Origin of the sequence: Pseudomonas sp. NY15364 (assembly GCF_048068235.1) — a bacterium.
GTDB classification, from domain to species: Bacteria; Pseudomonadota; Gammaproteobacteria; order Pseudomonadales; family Pseudomonadaceae; genus Aquipseudomonas; species Aquipseudomonas mendocina_D.
The window spans coordinates 51,995-72,546 of sequence record NZ_JBLUPX010000010.1; the positions used below are offsets into that span (position 1 = coordinate 51,995).

At 62.6% G+C, this 20,552-nt stretch carries 18 protein-coding genes; 14 read left to right on the top strand and 4 right to left on the bottom strand.

Annotated elements, in window-relative coordinates:
- Window positions 1-34 precede the first annotated feature (34 nt).
- From ACNFCJ_RS10915 to ACNFCJ_RS10935, 5 genes are all read left to right on the top strand, one after another.
- Entirely contained in the window at window positions 35-538 is a 504-nt protein-coding gene (locus ACNFCJ_RS10915; protein WP_013715046.1) for an ureidoglycolate lyase, read from the top strand.
- Window positions 539-584: 46 nt separating this feature from the next.
- Complete coding sequence (locus ACNFCJ_RS10920; RefSeq protein ID WP_416771312.1) at window positions 585-1,922, top strand: urate hydroxylase PuuD; 1,338 nt, start codon at window positions 585-587, stop codon at window positions 1,920-1,922.
- 249 nt (window positions 1,923-2,171) lie between these two features.
- Window positions 2,172-3,674: a nucleobase:cation symporter-2 family protein gene (locus ACNFCJ_RS10925; protein WP_416771314.1), complete on the top strand. Its 1,503-nt coding sequence runs from the start codon at window positions 2,172-2,174 to the stop codon at window positions 3,672-3,674.
- A gap of 76 nt (window positions 3,675-3,750) precedes the next feature.
- On the top strand, window positions 3,751-4,611 hold the full coding sequence (locus ACNFCJ_RS10930) for an outer membrane protein OmpK (RefSeq protein ID WP_416771315.1): 861 nt from the start codon (window positions 3,751-3,753) through the stop codon (window positions 4,609-4,611).
- 525 nt (window positions 4,612-5,136) lie between these two features.
- Entirely contained in the window at window positions 5,137-6,603 is a 1,467-nt protein-coding gene (locus ACNFCJ_RS10935) for an NCS1 family nucleobase:cation symporter-1 (RefSeq protein ID WP_416771317.1), read from the top strand.
- Window positions 6,604-6,607: 4 nt separating this feature from the next.
- Here ACNFCJ_RS10935 and ACNFCJ_RS10940 read toward each other — a convergent pair whose 3' ends face one another.
- Window positions 6,608-7,447: a substrate-binding periplasmic protein gene (locus tag ACNFCJ_RS10940; RefSeq protein WP_416771318.1), complete on the bottom strand. Its 840-nt coding sequence runs from the start codon at window positions 7,445-7,447 to the stop codon at window positions 6,608-6,610.
- 43 nt (window positions 7,448-7,490) lie between these two features.
- A complete protein-coding gene (moaA, locus tag ACNFCJ_RS10945) occupies window positions 7,491-8,486 on the bottom strand; it encodes a GTP 3',8-cyclase MoaA (protein WP_416771319.1) in 996 nt (331 codons plus the stop codon).
- A 213-nt stretch (window positions 8,487-8,699) separates the two neighbouring features.
- On the opposite strand from moaA, the gene ACNFCJ_RS10950 reads away from it, so the two are divergent.
- Window positions 8,700-9,344, top strand: a complete 645-nt coding sequence (locus tag ACNFCJ_RS10950) for a TetR/AcrR family transcriptional regulator (protein WP_416771320.1) — start codon at window positions 8,700-8,702, stop codon at window positions 9,342-9,344.
- 276 nt (window positions 9,345-9,620) lie between these two features.
- Here ACNFCJ_RS10950 and ACNFCJ_RS10955 read toward each other — a convergent pair whose 3' ends face one another.
- Both ACNFCJ_RS10955 and ACNFCJ_RS10960 read right to left on the bottom strand, forming a co-directional pair.
- Window positions 9,621-10,055, bottom strand: a complete 435-nt coding sequence (locus ACNFCJ_RS10955) for a GlcG/HbpS family heme-binding protein (protein ID WP_099523090.1) — start codon at window positions 10,053-10,055, stop codon at window positions 9,621-9,623.
- A gap of 176 nt (window positions 10,056-10,231) precedes the next feature.
- On the bottom strand, window positions 10,232-11,146 hold the full coding sequence (locus tag ACNFCJ_RS10960; RefSeq protein WP_416771321.1) for a LysR family transcriptional regulator: 915 nt from the start codon (window positions 11,144-11,146) through the stop codon (window positions 10,232-10,234).
- Between the two features lie 109 nt (window positions 11,147-11,255).
- Here ACNFCJ_RS10960 and gcl point away from each other — a divergent pair, with 109 nt between their 5' ends.
- The 8 genes from gcl to ACNFCJ_RS11000 all read left to right on the top strand — a co-directional run bounded on the left by gcl (window position 11,256) and on the right by ACNFCJ_RS11000 (window position 20,480).
- Entirely contained in the window at window positions 11,256-13,031 is a 1,776-nt protein-coding gene (gcl, locus tag ACNFCJ_RS10965; protein WP_416771322.1) for a glyoxylate carboligase, read from the top strand.
- Between the two features lie 95 nt (window positions 13,032-13,126).
- Window positions 13,127-13,909 carry a hydroxypyruvate isomerase gene (hyi, locus tag ACNFCJ_RS10970; protein WP_416771323.1) on the top strand — a complete coding sequence of 261 codons (783 nt, stop codon included), beginning with the start codon at window positions 13,127-13,129 and terminating at the stop codon, window positions 13,907-13,909.
- A gap of 26 nt (window positions 13,910-13,935) precedes the next feature.
- Window positions 13,936-14,826: a 2-hydroxy-3-oxopropionate reductase gene (locus ACNFCJ_RS10975; protein ID WP_416771325.1), complete on the top strand. Its 891-nt coding sequence runs from the start codon at window positions 13,936-13,938 to the stop codon at window positions 14,824-14,826.
- A 410-nt stretch (window positions 14,827-15,236) separates the two neighbouring features.
- The gene (locus ACNFCJ_RS10980; RefSeq protein ID WP_416771327.1) at window positions 15,237-16,541 is read left to right on the top strand and encodes a glycerate kinase type-2 family protein; all 1,305 of its coding nucleotides are present in this window, start codon (window positions 15,237-15,239) and stop codon (window positions 16,539-16,541) included.
- Between the two features lie 89 nt (window positions 16,542-16,630).
- The gene (gene pyk / locus ACNFCJ_RS10985; RefSeq protein WP_416771329.1) at window positions 16,631-18,046 is read left to right on the top strand and encodes a pyruvate kinase; all 1,416 of its coding nucleotides are present in this window, start codon (window positions 16,631-16,633) and stop codon (window positions 18,044-18,046) included.
- 145 nt (window positions 18,047-18,191) lie between these two features.
- The gene (locus ACNFCJ_RS10990; protein WP_416771331.1) at window positions 18,192-19,106 is read left to right on the top strand and encodes an urea transporter; all 915 of its coding nucleotides are present in this window, start codon (window positions 18,192-18,194) and stop codon (window positions 19,104-19,106) included.
- 36 nt (window positions 19,107-19,142) lie between these two features.
- A complete protein-coding gene (locus tag ACNFCJ_RS10995; RefSeq protein ID WP_416771332.1) occupies window positions 19,143-19,526 on the top strand; it encodes a hypothetical protein in 384 nt (127 codons plus the stop codon).
- A gap of 87 nt (window positions 19,527-19,613) precedes the next feature.
- Complete coding sequence (locus tag ACNFCJ_RS11000) at window positions 19,614-20,480, top strand: ion transporter (RefSeq protein ID WP_416771334.1); 867 nt, start codon at window positions 19,614-19,616, stop codon at window positions 20,478-20,480.
- Window positions 20,481-20,552 lie beyond the last annotated feature (72 nt).

A 20,552-nucleotide genomic window follows, 5' to 3' on the forward strand; every position in this document is an offset into this window, starting at 1 on the left:
GACTCCCCACCCGAACAGAACAAGTAGAACAGCCATGCGTAGCCTGACCATCGAGCCCCTGAGCAAAGAAGCCTTCGCCCCTTTCGGTGACGTGATCGAAACCGACGGCAGCGACTTCTTCATGATCAACAACGGTTCCACCCGCCGCTATCACAAGCTGGCCACCGTGGAGACCGCACAGCCGGAGGACAAGGCCATCATCAGCATCTTCAGTGCCGAGGCGCTGGAAATGCCGTTGACCATCCGCATGCTGGAACGCCATCCGTTGGGCAGCCAGGCTTTCATCCCGCTGCTCGGCAACCCCTTTCTGATCGTGGTCGCGCCACTTGGCGATGTACCTGTATCAGGGTCCGTCCGTGCCTTCCTCAGCAATGGCAGGCAGGGCGTCAATTACCATCGCGGCGTCTGGCACCACCCGGTGCTGACGATCGAAAAGCGGGATGACTTCCTGGTGGTTGATCGCAGTGGTTCCGGTAACAACTGCGATGAGCATTTCTTCAATGAGGACGAGCTCCTTCTCCTCGAACCCCACCAATAAGAGAAGCCCGGGGCTGGCGTGCCTCCCCCGGGAAGAGGTACGAATCGTGGAAGCACATTTCACCGAATGGCTAAACCTGGGCATCCGCTGGATCCATATGATCACCGGTATCGCCTGGATTGGCGCATCCTTCTATTTCGTCTGGCTGGAGAACAACCTCAACCGTAGCAACCCACGCGAGGGCCTGTCGGGCGACCTCTGGGCCATTCACGGCGGCGGTATCTATCACCTGGAAAAGTACAAGTTGGCTCCGCCGAAAATGCCGGAGAACCTGCACTGGTTCAAATGGGAGGCCTACTTCACCTGGCTCTCGGGCGTCGCCCTGCTGCTGGTGGTGTACTACCTCAATCCGACCCTATATCTGGTCAAGCCAGGTGTCGACCTGGCGCCAGCCGCGGCCATCGCCATCGGCCTCGGCTCCATGGCACTGAGCTATGTGATCTACCACTTCCTGTGCGATTCGCCGCTGGGCAAACGTCCGGCCCTGCTCGGCGCCGTACTGTTCGTTCTGATCATCGCAGCCGCCTACGGCTTCAGCCAGATTTTCAGCGGCCGCGCCGCGTACATCCATGTCGGCGCCATCATCGGCACCATCATGGTCGGCAACGTGTTCTTCACCATCATGCCGGCCCAGCGTGCACTGGTTAAGGCCATCGAAACCAACACCACGCCCGATCCGCTGCTGCCGGCCAAAGGTCTGCTGCGCTCGCGCCACAACAACTACTTCACCCTGCCGGTGCTGTTCATCATGATCAGCAACCACTTCCCGAGCACTTACGGCAGCCAGTACAACTGGGCGATCCTGGCCGGGATTGCGATCCTGGCGGTGCTGGTGCGTCACTACTTCAACACCCGCCACGACAGCAGCAAGTACGTCTGGACCCTGCCGGCCGCAGCGCTGGGCATGATCTGCCTGGCTTACGTCACCGGCCCGCAAACGAAGGCGGTCAGCGCACCGGCAACGGCCCAAGCGCCGGCAATCAAGTACGCTCCCGTTCCGGCTACCGGTCGCCCTGGCAACCCCGTCACCACCAACGAGCCTGCTGTCGAGGAAACCCAAGCCAAAGCCGATGCAAGCGAGGAGCCGTCCACTGCCGCTGACAGTACGACACCTGCCGCCAGCACCGATTTCGCCCAAGTCGAAAGCGTGATCCATGAGCGTTGTACCGTGTGCCATTCATCCAGCCCCACCAGCCCGATGTTCAGCACCGCACCGGCTGGCTTCATGCTCGATACCCCCGAGCAGATGAAGACGCAGGCAGCGAAGATCCACGCGCAGACCGTGGCCACGCAGATCATGCCCCTGGGCAATATCACCCAGATGACGCAGGACGAACGCGACCTGATCGGTAGCTGGATCGCCGAAGGCGCGCAGATCAACTGATTGCCACACATGCCACGCCCGTGACTCGGCGCGGCATCTTTTTACATCCATGAACCGCCGGCAGCGCGAGCTGACCGGCGGTTCATTTTTGTGCACAATCTAAAAATAAATTGTTTTTAACAGTGTCCACAAGTTGCTATAGTCGACGACATCCTGACCAGTCGGACAATTTTCGACTGATCGGAACAGAGGTGCCGTGAAGCCTCGTGTAAGCCCATGACCATATAAGAACAACTGGCAGGCTATGACATGACCACAGACAGCAACGCCCAAGCCCAAGCTACGCCCGTCGGCAACAGCGACCTGATCTATCAGCTGGACGACACGCCAGCTTTCGCACCGGCCATCTTCGCGGCGCTACAGCACGTACTGGCCAGTTTCGTTGGCATCATCACCCCCACCCTGATCGTCGGCAGTGCTCTGGGCCTGGGTGCCCACGTGCCCTACCTGGTCAGCATGGCGCTGTTCGTCTCCGGCCTCGGTACCTTCGTCCAGGCCAAACGCATCGGCCCGATCGGCTCTGGCCTGCTGTGTTTGCAGGGCACCAGCTTCGGCTTCCTCAGCGTGATTCTCAGCGCCGGCTTCATCGTCAAGGGGCGTGGCGCCAGTGAGGAGGAAATACTCGCTACGCTGTTCGGCATCTGCTTCTGCGCCGCCTTCGTCGAGATTGCCTTCAGCCAATTCATCAACAAACTGCGCAAAGTCATCACCCCGGTGGTCACCGGCACCATCATCTGCCTGATGGGCTTGTCACTGATCAAGGTGGGCATGACCGATCTGGCCGGCGGCTATGGCGCGCCAGACCTCGGCGCCCTGCACCATCTAGCCCTCGGTGGCCTGGTGCTGGGCACCATCGTCCTGCTCAACCGCGCCTCGTCACAGCTGCTGCGCCTTTCTGCAGTGATCATCGGCCTGACCCTGGGCTTCGCCGTTGCCTGGTTCACCGGCCGAGTGGACTTCGCCAACATGGCCGAGGTACCGCTGATCAGCGTGCCGCAGCCATACAAGTACGGCTTCGGCTTCGACTGGATCGCCTTTGTGCCCATCGCCGTGATCTTCCTGATCACTCCACTGGAGACAGCAGGCGACCTGACCGCCAACTCGATCATCTCCAAGCAGCCGGTCAAAGGGCCGGTGTACATGCGCCGGATCAAATCCGGGGTGCTGGCCGACGGCTGCAACTCGGCAGTCGCCGCTATGTTCAACAGCTTGCCGATGACCACCTTCAGCCAGAACAACGGGGTGATTCAGCTCACGGGCGTAGCCAGCCGCCATGTGGGCTTCTACATCGCCGGCATCCTGGTGCTGCTGGGCCTGTTCCCGGTGGTCGGCGCGGTGTTGCAGATGATGCCCAAGCCCGTGCTCGGTGGCGCCACTCTGATCATGTTCGGCACCGTTGCGGTGGCCGGCATCAAGATTCTCAGCGAAGCCGGTCTGCACCGTCGCAATGTGCTGATCGTAGCCATTTCCCTGGGCCTCGGCCTGGGCGTGGCCGGCGTACCGGATGTGCTCTCGCACATGCCCGACGTGCTGAAGAACATCTTCGGCTCACCGATCACCATCGGGGCCTTCAGTGCCATCGTGCTGAACATTTTCCTGCCAGACGAACAGCAGGAAGTGGAAGAGGACGACTACGACCCAGAGGCGCACCTGCACACCGTGCTGCAGAACCGCCCGGACGATGTAGCCAGCGACGACGACAGCTTCAAGACGCTCAGCCGCGACCTCGACCCGGCCGCCCGACCTAGCTGATCCCTGACTTAGAACCAACTCCCGGCGGCACGCTGCCGGGAGACGCACGCTTGCACGCCAACAATAAGGAAAACCGATGAAACTCAAGCATCTGCCCCACTGCCTCGCCCTGTCAGCCGGACTGTTCTCCGGCCAGCAAGCACTCGCTGGCGACCTGCTCTACTGGCAGGACAACAGCCTGTCCTACCTGTACGGCGAGAACTTCCAGCGCATGAACTTCAACGGCGAAGAACAGCGCACCCAGACCACCTTCACCTTCGAGCACGCCAGTGGCTGGGCCTGGGGCGACATCTTCTACTTTCTCGACTACATCCGCGCTGACAACGTGCAGACGCGCGGCAGCTTCGACAACGGCAGCTTCCGTCAGCACGACAAGGATTCCTTCTACTACATGGAGTTCTCCCCGCGCGTCAGCCTGAGCTGGCTGACCGGACAGAAGCTGGCCGCCGGCCCGGTCAAGGATGTCTTCGCTGCCTTCACCTACGAGAAAGGCAACGGCGGCCCTGGCCCGGAGAACTACCTCTACGGCATTGGCCTGGACTGGGAAGTGCCCGGCTTCACCTACTTCAAGACCAACCTGTATCAGGTGAAGATCAACAACCACACCTTCTTCGCCGACAGTAATAGCAACGGCTACGCCACCCAGCTGACCGTCAGCGCGGCATACCCGTTCAGCCTGGGTGATCAGGATTTCGTCGTCGACGGCTTCCTCGACTGGCGTTCGCCGTCGCGTGATGCCGGCACCCAGACCTCGGTAGGCTCTTCGATCCAGGTCAAGTGGGATGCAGGCAAGGCACTGTTCGGCAAGGAGCGTCAGCTTTACGTGGGCACCGAAATCAACATGTGGCGCGCCAAGTACGGCGTGAAGCCGGTGGACGGGTCGGATGATCGCTTCGACCAGACCGCCGTGCAGGCATTGGTCAAGTATCACTTCTGATCACGGCCGCAACGAACTTGGCTGACGTCGGGTAGGGACGGCGGCCGGGTAAAAGGGGGATGGCGTTCGCGCCCTCCCCCTTTTTCTTTGACCGATCAATGGCAGGTGCGTACGACACACACTACGCAGCAGGACACCATCCGCAGGATGCGCCGTACGCACCGCCTTTGACAAAGCGGTCTGTATCACCGCACCAACCCAGCGCCAACCAATACACCTCAGCACCACGCCGGTGCACAACCTGGCACTCCCAGGCGCTTTTCAATCAATAGCTTGCAGCCATACAACTGACCGTAAAGTCAAGTTTTTGATCACAATATATCTGCTTTTTGTGTGCAATTTATCCGAAAGCCATATTCAGCAACGTATTTTCTGTGTACAAGACATTCAGGTTACGACCGAAACACTGTCGAAATGGCTGTATACATCGATTCAGTCATGACGCGAATACAAAATCGGAACGAAACCTGCAGACAAATCTCCTCATAGATCGCCGCGGCGCAAGAACAAAACTGGGAGCTGTCCATGTCCACCACCGAAGACTTTCGCATCAAGCACATCGATCCCTCGCTACACAACGAGGACCTCGCCCCACTGGCCCCCGAAAAACGTACCTGGGGCTGGTTCGAGATTTTCAACGTCTGGTCGAACGACATTCAAAGCCTGTTCGGCTACACCCTGGCGGCGACGCTGTTCATCTCCTACGGGCTCAATGGCTGGGCGGTGCTGGCCGGTATCGTCCTCGCCGGCTGCATCGTCATGGGCCTGGTGCAACTGACCGGCAAACCCAGCGTCAAATACGGCATTCCCTTCCCTGTATTCGCCCGCGCCAGCATGGGCGTGCGTGGCGCCAACTTCCCTGCCCTGGTGCGCGGTATCGTCGCCATCTTCTGGTATGGCGTGCAGACCTACTTCGCCTCCACCGCCGTAGCGCTGCTGCTGAACTCGCTGCTTGAGCCACAGGCTCCGGCCGTGTACATGGGCCTGACTGCCATCGGCTGGCTGTCCTACGTGATCGTCTGCCTGTTCCAGGTGGGGCTGTTCGTCTGCGGCATGAGCTGGATCACCCGCTTCCTCAATTGGGCCGGGCCGCTGGTCTACGTGGTGATGATCGCGCTGATGGGCCTGATCTGGTACAAGGCCGGCCCGAGCCTGCTCAGCGAGCTGGGCAACATCTTCAGTGGCTCGGGCGAATACAAGGCCGGCCCGGTGGCCGCCTTCTTCGCCGTGGTCGGTACCATGGTCGCCTACTTCGCCGCGGTGGTGATCAACTACGGCGACTTCGCCCGCTTCGTCAAAAGCGAAAAACAGATGACCATCGGCAACTTCCTCGGTTTGCCGGTGAGCCTGGCGTTCTTCTCGCTGATCGCCCTGGTGATCACCGCCGGCACCGTGGTGGTGTTCGGCGAGACGCTGACCAACCCCACCGACATCGTCGCGCGCGTCGACAACCTGACCCTGACCATCATCGCCGCACTGACCTTCTTCGCCGCGACCGTGGGCATCAACCTGGTGGCCAACTTCATCCCGCCAGCCTATGACCTGGCCAACCTGGCACCGGCACATATCAGTGCCCGCACCGGGGGCTTCATCACCGCCGGCATCGCCTTCTTCATCGGCGCGCTGTGGGTGGCCTTCATCAGCAGCGTCGGAATCGCCGCTTTCGTCGACACCCTGGGCGCCGTGCTCGCGCCGCTGTACGGCATCATCGTCGCCGACTATTACCTGGTGCGCCGGCGCAAGCTCGACCTGCAGCAGCTGTTCAGTGCCGAAGTCGGTTCGACGTACTACTTCGATGGCGGCTGGAACCGCAAGGCGATGCTGGCCTTCGCCATCGGCTCGATGTTCTCCGTCGCTTCGGTATGGGCGCCGGCCCTGAGCCAACTGTCGGGCTATGCCTGGCTACTCGGCGCTCTGCTTGGTGCAGTGCTGCACTATGGCCTGATGCACGGCCAGGCGCAGGCACTGAAGCGTGCCGACGCCACCGTCTAACCCCTCAGCGAGTGGACGAAGCCGGCGCCTGTGCGCCGGCTTTGGCTTTCTGACGCTCGAGAAAATCCACTTTCCACTGTTCGACACCCATGTATTCGCTGTTCAGGTTGGCCTCGACGCGATGGTCCGCCTTGAGTGCCGCCACCTGGGCAGAGCGCTCGGCAAGAAATTGATCGAAGCGGGCGATCAGTTGCGGATGACGCTGGCTCGACAGGTGAAAACTGCCACGGGTGTGCGGCAACCGGGGGTCGAACACCAGTGCACCGGGCCGCGCGCGGATGTTGTCCAGATAATGCGTCGCCACCACCACATTGAAGTAGGCACCATCGGTGTCCTGCTTCAAGGCCTGACGAATCATCTGGCGCAGGTCGTCGCTGTAATTCAGCTGGATCTGCCCGCTGTCGATGGAGCTCTCGTAGCCCCGCGGCGTCCAGCCCTGCACCATCGCCAGGCGGTGAATGCTCTCCAGCGCCATGCCCTGACGTTGCGGCGCTACCAGTACACCATCGACGTAATCGACCACGGCCCGGCTGTAATGCAACGCCATGCCCGCCTTTTGCGCGCCGGCCCAGTGTGGGCTGTCGGGATACTTGAAGTCGATCTCGCCGCGCTGCAGGGCCGGCAGCAGCTGATCCACCGGCAACGCTTTGTAGCTCAGGCTGACGCCGCTGTCTGCGGCGAAGGCGTCCAGGACCTCACGTGCGAAGCCGCGGTATTGCCCATCGGCATCAAGGCTGTAATGCGGCGCGAACGGCAGGTCCTCGACACCGACCACATAAGTCTGGGCCAGGCCATTCGGGCTCAGTAAAACGGTAGATAGCAGACACAGTCGTACGGGCTTCATGCAGAGCCTCCTTATTGTTCTTTGTGGAAATGCGAAAGCGGGTCTATCCGCCGGTCATGCTCATGAAGCGCACTACCTGGACCTGCTCGTCGGTGGCGAAGTGATGTCGTTCGGGCTTCAGGCGCAACGCCTCGACCAGCGCCTGACGCAAGCGCTCGCCGTCACCCGGATAGGCGCGTAGCAGACGCTTGAGATCCAGCGCATTGTCATGGCCAAGGCAGAGCACCAGCTTGCCCTCGGCAGTAACCCGCACACGGTTGCAGTCACCGCAGAAGTTGTGACTGTGCGGCGAGATAAAGCCGACTCGCGTATCGCTACCGACCACCTGCCAGTAGCGCGAGGGACCGCCGGTTACCGTGCTGCTGCGCACCAGCGAGTGCCGCTGTTCGATGCGCTGACGCACCTCGTCACTGGAGCAGAACGTCTGCTCGCGACTGTGGCTGACCACACTGCCCAGCGGCATTTCCTCGATGAAGCTGATATCCAGGCCACGGTCGATGGCGAACTCGACCAGATCGAGCACCTCGTCGTCGTTACGCCCGCTTTGCACCACGCTGTTGAGCTTGATCCTGTCGAAGCCGGCAGCACGTGCCGCCTCGATGCCTGCCAACACCTGGTCGAGCTTGTCGCGCCGGGTGAATGCGGCGAAACGCTCGCGCTGCAGAGAGTCCAGGCTGATGTTCAGACGGCGTACACCGGCCGCACGCAATTGCGGCGCTAGCTCGCCGAGTTGCGAACCATTGGTGGTGATTGCCAGGTCATCCAGCTCGTCACGTGCGCCCAGGCGCTGCAGCAGGCTGAGCAGGTTCTTGCGCACCAGCGGCTCGCCACCGGTGATGCGAATACGTCGCACGCCCAGCCCGATGAAGGCATCGGCCACGGCGTAGAGTTCCTCCAGACTGAGAATCTGAGCGCGCGGCGCGAACTGCATATCTTCGCTCATGCAGTAGGTGCAGCGAAAATCGCAGCGATCGGTCACCGACAAACGCAGGTAGGTGATGCGCCGACCGAAGGGATCGACGAGCTGATGGGTGTTCACGGTAGGTCTCCTGCAGCGTCACGAGCCGAGACTTTTATGTCATGGATAACGCTGTGCGCGATAGAAACAGAAAAGCGATTTCTTGTATACAGAAATTTGACCACAGAGTCAGTTAAGCGCTGAGCAGCCCGTGGCCGCTGCCTTGAGCCTCGCGCAAAGCCGGTGCTACCATGCCCGACCGCCGCCCGGCGGCAGAGCAAATCACAGGGCCTTATGACCAGCATCCGCGAGCGTAACAAAGAGCTCATCCTGCGCGCAGCCAGCGAGGAGTTCGCCGACAAGGGCTTCGCCGCCACCAAGACCAGTGACATTGCGGCCAAGGCAGGCCTGCCCAAACCCAACGTCTACTACTACTTCAAGTCCAAGGAAAACCTCTACCGCGAGGTCCTGGAAAGCATCATCGAGCCACTGCTGGCCGCCTCTGCCCCCTTCAACCAGCCGGGCCATCCGAGCGAAGTGCTGACCGCCTACATCCGCTCGAAGATCCGCATCTCCCGCGAACTGCCCCACGCCTCCAAGGTATTCGCCAGCGAGATCATGCACGGTGCGCCGCACCTGTCACCGGAACAGACCGAACAGCTCAACGCCCAGGCCAAGCACAATATTGCCTGCATCCAGCACTGGATCGATCAACGACAGATGGCGCAGGTCGACCCGCACCACCTGCTGTTCAGCATCTGGGCGGCGACCCAGACCTACGCCGATTTCGACTGGCAGATATCCACCGTCACCGGCAAGGCCAGCCTGGACGATGCCGACTACGAAGCCGCCGCGCAGACCATCATTCGCCTGGTGCTCAAAGGCTGCGACGTCAGCCCGATGCCATCGAAGGCATCCGAACTGGTGACCAGCGCCTAAGTGGCTGTCCATTGTAGGGTTTCCCGACATCCGTCACCGTAGGGCGTTATACGCCGAGCGCTCGAGCGCAGTCCGCCATTCCGGGTAATGGCGGACTGCTCGCTGGCGCTCGCTGAGTCCGCCCTACGCCTGCACTGAGATATCACGCCCAGCTTCGGCCTTCAGACCACATCCCGTAGGGCGTACTCGCACAGCAGTACGCCGTTGCAATGGATGACTGTTCGCGTCGCTACCAGCGGCCGGCGATCCGGTCAGCCCTACGGCTGCTCTTGAACCCTATACCCCAGCATCCGCCTGCAGACCCAGCGACTCCAGCGCACTCACCGCACACTGCTCATCGATATCCGAGGTGTCGCCGGTGATACCGACGGCACCAATCACCTCGCCGCGCTCGTCCCGAATCAGAACCCCACCCGGGGCCGGGATCAGGCTGCCCTGCGCCAGATTGTTGACCGCACCGATGAACGCCGGACGCTGCTGCGCGTCGGCAGCGATCAGCCGCGAGCCCTTGCCCAGGGCCAATGCACCCCAGGCCTTGCCAATGGCGATCTGCGGGCGCAGCAAGCTGGCGCCGTCCTCGCGCTGCAGGCTGATCAGGTGTCCACCCGCATCCAACACTGCCACTGTCAGCGGCGCCGCCTTTATCTCCCGCCCCACGGCGAGGGCATTGAGGGTGATGTTCAAAGCGACATTCAGGTTAAGGCTACTCATAGAGGCAATCTCCAAAACTGCAGATACGGGCATCCACACACGCAAGTGCGCCGCATCAGAGAACGCCCTATGAAATAGCCGAAGGAGAAACCGATTACAATCACTGAGCACAATTAAAATATTTTTTGTGCACAAAAATTAAAATCAAATAACTCAATCAAAGTATCGAATAACCCTTACCCATTACGGGCTTCCCAGTAGCCCGGCGTGTTGTAGATGCCTTTCAGATAATCGATGAAGAAACGCACCTTGGCCGGCAGATAACGCTGCTGCGGGAACACCGCCTGGATGTCGTAGGCTGGCAGAGCGTACTCGTCGAGCACCGTCACCAACTCGCCCGCTTTCAGCTCGGCCTGGATCTCCCAGGTGGAGCGCCAGCCGATCCCCAGCCCCTGCTTGACCCAGCTATAGAGCAGCTCGCCATCGTTGCAGTCGAGGTTGCCAGCCACCTTCACCGCCACCTGTCGGCCGTCACGCAGGAATGTCCAACCGCGCTGCTGACCGCCCTGCAGGTTGAACGCCAGGCAGTTGTGCAGCGCCAAGTCTTCGAGGGTGCGCGGCACGCCATGCAGCTCGAAGTAACTGGGCGCGCCACAGACCACTCGACGATTGGGAAACAGCTTGAGCGCCACGTAGTTGGGGTCGGTGACCTCACCGATACGAATGCCCATGTCGTAGCCCTGACGCACCAGATCCACCACGCTGTCGGTGAAGTTGAACGACAACTTGAGATCTGGGTATTGCGCCAGGAACGCCGGTGCATGGGGCGCGATATGGCGTCGACCGAACGCCGCCGGCGCGGACACCACCAGATGCCCGCGCACCGACTTGCCACCACGTGCAACGCTGGCGTCGGCCTCGTCGAAGTCCTTGAGCAGGTTGCGGGCACGCTCCAGGTACTGCTCGCCCAGGTCGGTCAATTGCAGCCCCCGCGTGGAGCGGTGCATCAGCTTGACGCCCAGGTGTTGCTCCAGCGCATCCAGCCGCCGCCCCATCACCACGGGCGTCACGCCCTCACTGAGGGCGGCCGAAGCGAAGCTGCCGTTGTCGGCAACCAGAACGAAACTACGGATAAGGGTATGACGGTCCATTCGATACTCCAGATATCGACAGAACTGAAGTATCCATCAATTCCCCCTCTTTCGCCCAGCGATCATCCTATCCCTCAACAGAAAAACAACCGATTCGAGAGGAATGGTCATGGCCAGAATGAGAGCAATCGAGGCAGCCGTACTGGTGATGCGTCGCGAAGGCGTTGATATCGCGTTCGGCGTACCCGGCGCTGCCATCAACCCCCTGTATGCCGCACTGAAGAAACTCGGTGGCATCGATCACGTCCTGGCCCGTCACGTCGAAGGCGCTTCACACATGGCCGAGGGTTACACCCGCACCAATGCCGGCAACATCGGCGTGTGCATCGGCACCTCCGGCCCCGCCGGCACCGACATGGTCACCGGCCTGTACTCGGCGTCCGCCGACTCCATTCCAATTTTGTGCATCACCGGCCAGGCGCCGCGTGCCCGTATGCACAAGGAAGATTTCCAGGCAGTCGACATCACCAGCATCGTCGGTCCGGTGACCAAGTGGGCCACCACCGTGATGGAGCCCGGCCAAGTGCCGCGCGCCTTCCAGCGTGCCTTCCATGAAATGCGCAGTGGCCGTCCTGGCCCGGTGCTGATCGACCTGCCGTTCGACGTGCAGATGGCCGAGATCGAATTCGACATCGACGCCTACGAGCCGCTGCCGGTTGCCAAACCGAGCACCAGCCGCGTCCAGGCTGAGAAAGCCATCGCCATGCTCAACGAGGCCGAGCGCCCGCTGCTGGTCGCTGGTGGCGGTATCTTCAATGCCGATGCAGCGGACAAACTGGTCGAATTCGCCGAATTGACCGGCGTGCCGGTAGTGCCGACGCTGATGGGCTGGGGCGCAATCCCTGACGATCACAAGCTGATGGTCGGCATGGTCGGCCTGCAGACCTCGCATCGTTACGGTAACGCCACCCTGCTCGCCTCCGACCTGGTGTTCGGCATCGGCAACCGCTGGGCCAACCGCCATACCGGCTCGATCGACGTCTACACCGAAGGCCGCAAATTCATCCACGTCGACATCGAACCGACCCAGATTGGCCGCGTGTTCAACCCGGATCTGGGCATCGCCTCCGACGCCGGCAAAGCACTGGACGCCTTCCTCGAAGTGGCCCGCGAGTGGAAAGCCGCCGGCAAGCTGAAGGACCGCAGTGCCTGGGTCGAAGCCTGCCGCGAGCGCAAGCGCACCCTGCAGCGCAAGACCCACTTCGACAACGTGCCGGCCAAACCGCAGCGCGTGTACGAAGAGATGAACGAAGCCTTCGGCAAGGACACCTGCTACGTCAGCACCATCGGTCTGTCGCAGATCGCCGGCGCTCAGTTCCTGCACGTGTACAAGCCGCGTCACTGGATCAACTGCGGCCAGGCCGGCCCACTGGGCTGGACCATTCCGGCGGCCCTGGGTGTGGTCAAGGCCGACCCGCAGCGTCAGGTCGTGGCGCTGTCTGGCGACTATGACTTCCAGTTCATGATCGAGGAGCTGGCCGTCGGTGCGCAGTTCAACCTGCCCTACATCCACGTGCTGGTGAACAACTCGTACCTGGGTCTGATCCGTCAGGCGCAGCGCGGCTTCGACATCGATTACTGCGTGCAACTGGCGTTCGAGAACATCAACGCGCCAGAGCTCAACGGTTACGGCGTCGACCACGTCGCGGTAGTCGAGGGTCTGGGCTGCAAGGCGATCCGCGTGTTCGACCCGAACGAGCTGCAGAACGCCTTCGCCGAAGCCAAGCGCCTGATGGCCGAGCACCGCGTACCGGTGGTGGTGGAGATCATCCTGGAGCGTGTCACCAACATCTCCATGGGCACCGAGATCAACGCCATCAACGAGTTCGAGGAACTGGCCGAGCGGGGCGTCGACGCCCCGACCGCCATCTCGCCGCTCGACTGATCCGCAGGGTGCGCCACGCGCACCACCATATGAGTGCGTACCACCAGGTGCGCACGGCGCACCCTACGAAATTGCACCACGACAAGGAGCCAACCATGCCCCGTTTTGCTGCCAACCTGTCCATGCTGTTCACCGAAGTGGACTTTCTGGACCGTTTCGCCGCTGCCGCCGAAGCCGGTTTCAGCGGCGTGGAATACCTCTTCCCCTATGATTTCGCGGTAGAAGAGATCAAGGCCCGCCTGGACGCCAACAAGCTCGAGCAGGTGCTGTTCAACCTGCCGGCCGGCGACTGGGCCAAGGGTGAGCGCGGCATCGCCTGCCACCCGGACCGCATCGAGGAATTCCGCGTCGGCGTCGACAAGGCCATCGCCTACGCCAAGGTGCTGGGCAACAAGCAGATCAACTGCCTGGCCGGCATCCGCCCGCAGGGCGTGGACTGCACCACCGTCGAGAAGACCTTCGTCGACAACCTGCGCTACGCCGCTGACAAGCTGGCTGGAGCCGGTATTCGTCTGGTCATGGAAGCCATCAACACTCGCGACATCCCTGGCTTCTACCTGAACAACACCAAGCAGGCGCTGGACATTCGCGACAAGGTCGGCAGCACCAACCTGTACCTGCAGTACGACATCTACCACATGCAGATCATGGAAGGTGACCTGGCCCGTACGGTTGAAAGCAACCTGGCCGTCATCAACCACGTGCAGCTGGCCGATAACCCGGGCCGCAACGAGCCGGGCACTGGTGAGATCAACTATCGCTTCCTCTTCGAGCACCTGGATCGCATCGGCTACCAGGGCTGGATCGGCTGTGAATACAAGCCGGCAACCACCACCGCTGCCGGCCTCGGCTGGATGAAAGCGCACAACGCAATCTGAGCCCCACTCTTCAGGAGCAATCTCTCATGGCTAAAATCGGATTCATCGGCACCGGCATCATGGGCAAACCCATGGCGCAGAACCTGCAGAAAGCCGGCCACACCCTGTTCTTCTCCGAGCACTTCGACAAGGCCCCGGCCGACCTGGTTGGCGACAACGGCATCGCCCTGGCCAACCCGAAGGAAGTCGCTCAGGAAGCCGAATTCATCATCGTCATGGTCCCGGACACCCCGCAGGTCGAAGACGTGCTGTTCCGCGCCGATGGCGTTGCGGCGGGCGTTGGCGCTGGCAAGGTAGTGATCGACATGAGCTCGATCTCCCCCACCGCGACCAAGACCTTCGCCGAGAAGATCAAGGCCACCGGCGCTGCCTACCTGGACGCCCCGGTGTCCGGCGGCGAAGTCGGCGCCAAGGCCGCGACCCTGTCAATCATGGTCGGCGGCTGCCCGAACGCCTTCGAACGTGCCCTGCCGCTGTTCCAGGCCATGGGCAAGAACATCACCCGCGTCGGCGGCAATGGTGACGGCCAGACCGCCAAGGTGGCCAACCAGATCATCGTCGCACTGAACATCCAGGCAGTGGCCGAAGCGCTGTTGTTTGCTGCCAGGAACGGTGCCGACCCGGCCAAGGTGCGCGAGGCGCTGTCCGGTGGTTTCGCCGGCTCGAAAATCCTCGAAGTGCACGGCGAGCGCATGATCAAGGGCACATTCGATCCGGGCTTCCGCATCAGCCTGCACCAGAAGGACCTCAACCTGGCGCTGTCCGGTGCTCGCGAGCTGGGCCTGAACCTGCCCAACACCGCCAACGCCCAGCAAGTGTTCAGCACCTGCGCGGCCCTCGGCGGCAGCGGTTGGGACCATTCCGGCCTGATCAAGGGTCTGGAGCATATGGCCAACTTCAATATCCGCGGCGAGTAAAAGAGCGCCCTCTCCCCTGCCCCTCTCCCGCATGCGGGAGAGGGGAGACGAGCCGCTCGGCGTTGCACGGACTTCCGGCGTACGCCAAGCCAGTCCCCTCTCCCATTTATGGGAGAGGGTTAGGGAGAGGGACTTTGCTTCTGGCCCACCCTTTCGACCTTCCTGGCAGGAGGTGTCACGGCCCGATTGCCAGGTCGGTCGATTCCACTCCCCAGGCGCTGCCACGCGGCGCCTGCGGACTGGAATCGATCCAGCGAAAGAACATCGATCGTTCCCACGCTCTGCGTGGGCATGCATCTCGTGACGCTTCGCGTCATACAACAGCAGGCGCCTTAGCGTCTCGCCAAGCGTTACCACGCGGACGCGGGAACGATCATCCAGCGTCCCCCCCAGAACAAGAGAACATCGCCATGACCTTCGACCCGCAACGCCTGCTGCGCGACCTGTTCGCCACCGCCATCGCTGCCGCGCATCCGCGCCAGGTGCTGGCCGATCATCTGCCCGCCGACCGCAGTGGCCGCGTCATTGTTATCGGCGCCGGCAAGGCCGCAGCGGCGATGGCCGAGGTGATCGAGCAGGAATGGCAAGGCGAGGTCAGTGGCCTGGTGGTGACCCGCTACGAGCACGGCGCCGACTGCAAGAAGATCGAAGTGGTGGAAGCCGCACACCCGGTGCCGGACGATGCCGGCGAGCGTGTCGCGCGCCGCGTCCTGGAGCTGGTGTCGAACCTCAGCGAAGACGACCGCGTGATCTTCCTGCTCTCCGGTGGCGGCTCCTCGCTGCTGGCGCTACCGGCCGAGGGCATCAGCCTCAAGGACAAGCAGGCGATCAACAAAGCCCTGCTCAAATCCGGCGCCACCATCGGCGAGATGAACTGCGTGCGCAAGCACCTCTCGGCCATCAAGGGCGGCCGCCTGGCCAAGGCCTGCTGGCCAGCGACCGTTTACACCTATGCCATCTCCGACGTGCCCGGTGACGAAGCCACGGTAATCGCCTCCGGCCCCACCGTGGGCGACCCGACCACCTCGGCCGACGCCCTGGCGATTCTTGCCCGCTACGCCATCGACGTCCCGGCCAATGTGCGTAGTTGGCTGCAGGATCCACGCTCGGAAACGGTCAAGCCCGGCGACCCGGTACTCGCTCGTAGCCACTTCCAGCTGATCGCCACGCCGAAGCAGTCGCTCGACGCCGCCGCGGCCAAGGCCGAAGCCGCGGGCTTCCCGGTACTGATTCTCGGCGACCTGGAAGGCGAGTCGCGCGACGTGGCCAAGGTGCATGCTGGCATCGCGCGCCAGGTGCAGCTGCACGGCCAGCCGATCAAGCCGCCGTGCGTGATCCTCTCTGGCGGCGAAACCACCGTCACCGTACGCGGCAAGGGGCGTGGCGGGCGTAATGCCGAGTTCCTCCTGAGCCTCACCGACAGCCTCAAGGGCCTGCCCGGTGTCTACGCGCTGGCCGGTGATACCGATGGCATCGACGGCTCCGAAGACAACGCCGGCGCCATCATGACGCCCTACAGCTACGCCCGTGCTGGCATCAAGAGCCTGAGCGCCCGCGACGAACTGGACGACAACAACGGCTATAGCTACTTCGCCGCCCTCGACGAGCTGATCGTCACCGGCCCGACCCGTACCAACGTCAACGATTTCCGCGCAATCCTGATCCTTGGAGCAGCGGAGACTGCAGGTGAAGAACCGCTGGGCGCCTCCCTGTAGGGCGGGTGCAACCCGCCAGAGCGCCGGTGGCGGGTTACACCCGTCCTACGCCGCAACGCCATCGAAAAACTCATGACCAAGGCTGCCCAATGAACGCCGACAAGAAAGTAAAGATCCTCGCCACCCTCGGCCCGGCCATCCGCGACGCCGCGCATATCCGCCAGCTGGTGGAGGCCGGGGTCAACCTGTTTCGCCTCAACTTCAGCCACGGCGAACACGCCGACCACGCCCAGCGCTACCAGTGGGTGCGCGAGGTCGAGCGCGAGCTGAACCAGCCCATCGGCATCCTTATGGACCTGCAGGGGCCCAAGCTGCGCGTCGGCCGTTTCGCCAAAGGCAAGGTGCAGCTGGTCAACGGCCAGAGCCTGCGCTTGGACCTAGACGCCACGCCCGGCGACGCCAGCCGGGTCAACCTGCCCCACCCGGAAATCATCGAAGCCCTGCAGCCGGGCATGAGCCTGCTGCTGGACGACGGCCGCCTGCGCCTGAAAGTGACCGGCAAGCAGGCCGATGCCGTAGACACCTGCGTCATCGCCGGCGGCGAGCTGTCCGACCGCAAGGGCGTCAACGTGCCCGAGGCGGTGCTGCAGCTGTCGCCGCTGACCGAGAAGGATCGCCGCGACCTGGCCTTCGGCCTGGAGCTGGGCGTGGACTGGGTGGCGCTGTCGTTCGTGCAGCGCCCCGAGGACATCGTCGAAGCCCGCGAGCTTATCCAGGGCAAGGCCTTCCTTATGGCCAAGATCGAGAAGCCCTCGGCGGTGCAGCATCTCGAAGAAATCGCCAAGCTGTGCGACGCCATTATGGTGGCGCGCGGCGACCTGGGCGTGGAAGTGCCGGCCGAGAACGTGCCGCGCATTCAGAAGGACATCGTGCGCACCTGCCGCCAGCTCGGCCGCCCGGTAGTGGTCGCCACGCAGATGCTCGAATCCATGCGTTTCTCTCCGGCACCGACCCGCGCCGAAGTCACCGACGTGGCCAACGCCGTGGCCGAAGGCGCCGATGCGGTGATGCTGTCGGCCGAGACCGCCTCCGGTGATTACCCACTGGAAACGGTGCAGATGATGAGCAAGATCATCCGCCAGGTGGAAAACGGCCCGGACTACCAGAGCCAGCTCGACGTCGGCCGCCCGCAGGCCGAAGCCACCGCCAGAGACGCCATCAGCTGCGCCATCCGCCGTATCAGCTCGATCCTGCCGGTGGCGGCATTGGTCAACTACACGGAATCCGGCAGTTCCAGCCTGCGTGCCTCGCGCGAGCGGCCCAAGGCGCCGATCCTGAGCCTGACGCCGAGCCTGACCACTGCCCGCCGCCTGACCGTGGCCTGGGGCATCTACTCGGTGGTCAACGAGCGCCTGCGCCGGGTCGAGGAAGTCACCAGCACCGCGCTGGAGATCGCCCAGGCCCAGGGCATGGCCAAGCGCGGCGAAACCGTGGTGATCACCGCCGGCGAACCCTTCGGCCAGCCCGGCAGCACCAACAGCCTGAGGATCGAAACGCTGCATTGAGCCGTAGGGTGTCGCGGGGCCGCCTGGGCCTTGCGCACCTTGCGACCAGTTAGCGGGGCGCACGGCGCACCCCACAGGACTCCTCCAAGCGACACGGACGGCGCCCCTCTCCCGCTTGGGGGAGAGGGCTCTTGGCACAGACTTCATGCCTCCACTACCAACCTCACACCCTGCCCTGCAAAGCCTGCGCGCCCTGCTCTGCGGCTTCGCCCAGATCTTTCTGCAGCAACACCCTGGCTGCGGCCTGCTGGTGGCGCTCGCCATCCTTATCGGCGCTCCCGAGCTGCTGCCCGGAGCGCTGCTCGGTGGCCTGACCTCGATGCTGGTCGCGCAACGCCGTAACTACCCGCAAGCGGACATCGCCATCGGCCTGTACGGCTACAACGGCATCCTGATCGGCCTGCTGCTCAGCCTGAAACTGCCATGGACACCGCTGTTGCCCGTGCTGATCAGCGCCAGCGCTGCCCTTTCCAGCCTGCTGCTCGCGCCCTGGATGCGGCGCATGCGCCAGCATGGCTGGCTGCCCGCCTTCACCTTTCCCTTCGTGCTGCTGGGTTGGCTGCTGCTGGCACTGCTCGCTCAGCTGGACCTGTCAGCTGCACCGCCAGCCAGCACGCCCGACGCGCCGGAGCTAAACATCCTGCAGCTGATACTCGCCGTGCTGCGTGGCCTCGGCCAGGTGATCTTCCTCGACTCGCCACTGGCCGGCCTGTGCCTACTGCTCGGCTTGCGCCTGGCCGATGGCCGCATGGCGCTGTGGGCGCTGTTGGGTTCCAGCGGCGGCTTCGCCCTGGCGCTCTTCTCCGGCTGGCCCGGCGAGGGCGCGCTGGCCGGTCTTTACGGCTACAACGCCACTCTGGCGGCCATTGCCCTGGCCCAGGTAAACCGCAGCCTCTGGGTGCCCGCCCTCGGCATCCTGCTCGCCCTGCTGCTGCAACCCGGTTTCAGCGCCCTCGGTCTGCCGGCCCTGACCATGCCCTTCATCCTCGCCTGCTGGCTGATCAGGGCCGGTGCACAAAGTTGGCAAAAGGCAGTCAAGGACAGCACCCCGACGTTCTAGAATCGCGCAACCGACCGCAAAGGGAGCGCGCGGAACATGGACAGACGAATTCTCGGCCTCAGCTTGCTACTGGCAACCGCTACGACCTGCGCAGAGTCAAACCCGAGCCTGATTGGCCCAGTCAGCGATATCGTGGTGATCGCAGATGAACTCGGCCCGGCGCAAGACAACTGCCATAGCTTCAAGGTCAGCGAAGCATTGGTCGCCGATTTCCTGCGTCACGCCCTCCTCATCACCCACAGCCAGGAGCACGCCTGGTACCTCCACGACCCCTGCCAGGCCCATGGAATCTTGTGCACCCGTTACGGTGAATGGCAGTGGCAGCTACTCAATCTAGGCACCGCTCGGATTACAGCGGCCATAGGTGAAACCTTCGTGCTGAGTAATCCGCGGGAGGAGTCTTCGCTGGAAGGGGATTGAGAACAGAGCCGCAAGCACAACCACGGCCTTGCCCTTACTCCGCCTTCCTGCCTAGGCTGTGCCCTTTCGCTTGATTTGGACCTTGCCATGGAAAACCGGCAGAGCTGGCGCCAACGCCTTTACGTCATCATTTTCGAAACCAGCACACCGGCGGCGCAGCGCTTCGACAACTGGCTGCTGGTGACCATCCTTGCCAGCCTGGTGGTGGTAATGCTCGACAGCATCGAGCACTTCCACAATCAGCACGCTGCTGTGTTCGGCGCGCTGGAGTGGTTTTTCACCGCGCTGTTCGCCATCGAGTACGGCTTGCGCCTGTACAGCTCGCCCAAGCCGATGCGCTATGCCTTCAGTTTTTTCGGCCTGGTGGATCTGCTCGCGGTGCTACCAGCGATCCTGGCGTTGGTGTTCGCTGATGCGCAGTATCTGATGATCGTCCGCGTCATCCGCATGATCCGTATCTTCCGTGTGCTCAAGCTGCGCCAGTACCTGACCCAAGCCAACTTCCTGCTGGTAGCGCTGCGCGGCAGCAAGCAGAAGATCGTGGTATTTCTGGTGTCCGTCTCGACCCTGGTCACCGTGTATGGCGCGCTGATGTACGTCATCGAAGGCCCTGCCAATGGCTTTACCAGCATTCCCACCGGTATCTACTGGGCAGTGGTGACGCTGACCACTGTGGGCTTCGGCGACATCACTCCGCAAACTCCCATAGGCCAGATGCTCGCTACGCTGGTGATGATCACCGGCTACTCGATCATCGCCGTGCCTACCGGTATTTTCACCGCCGAACTGGCCAATGCCATGCGCCAGGATGGGCTGATGGAGCATGACTGCCCGCATTGTCGCAAGAACCGTCACGAGTACAGTGCGGCGTTCTGTAGCCGCTGCGGTGGACCGCTGTTCAGCAGACAGGTCGAGCCGTCAGCGTCGACGCAAAACACACCTGAAACAGACTGAAGCAAAACCGATTGGCCAGCGCGTGGTCATAAAGTCGCCCTGTGGGCTATAAAGCCCGACTTTTTAGCTAAA